This is a genomic window from Pseudoalteromonas sp. S3178 (assembly GCF_005886985.1).
Lineage (GTDB): Bacteria > Pseudomonadota > Gammaproteobacteria > Enterobacterales > Alteromonadaceae > Pseudoalteromonas > Pseudoalteromonas carrageenovora.
This window is the reverse complement of sequence record NZ_PNCW01000161.1, coordinates 1-246: the sequence shown is the minus strand read 5'-3', so window position 1 is coordinate 246 and position 246 is coordinate 1. Positions and strand designations below refer to the sequence as shown.

1 pseudogene is annotated in these 246 nt (G+C 38.2%); it reads right to left on the bottom strand.

Going from position 1 to position 246, the window contains the following annotated elements:
• Positions 1–246, bottom strand: a pseudogene (locus CWC11_RS20450) (glycoside hydrolase family 92 protein); the annotation flags it as partial.

Here is a 246-nt window from a genome sequence, read left to right as displayed (position 1 = left end):
TTTTATCAAAGTCCCAACCTGGCACTTCTGTATGGAGGTTTTCTAACGCGTTAGAGCGACTAACCGCGGATAACCCCACTTTAATATAAAGAGGTTCATCTTTTACATCATTGAAAGATGCAACAAATTTTACCGCTTTACCCGCAGCTTGCTTCACTGCTTTATTCTCAATCGTTGAGTGTTTTTCTTTACCTAAGCATCCCATACAACGATAACGGTTGTCGTCTTCATTAATAAATTGATAAT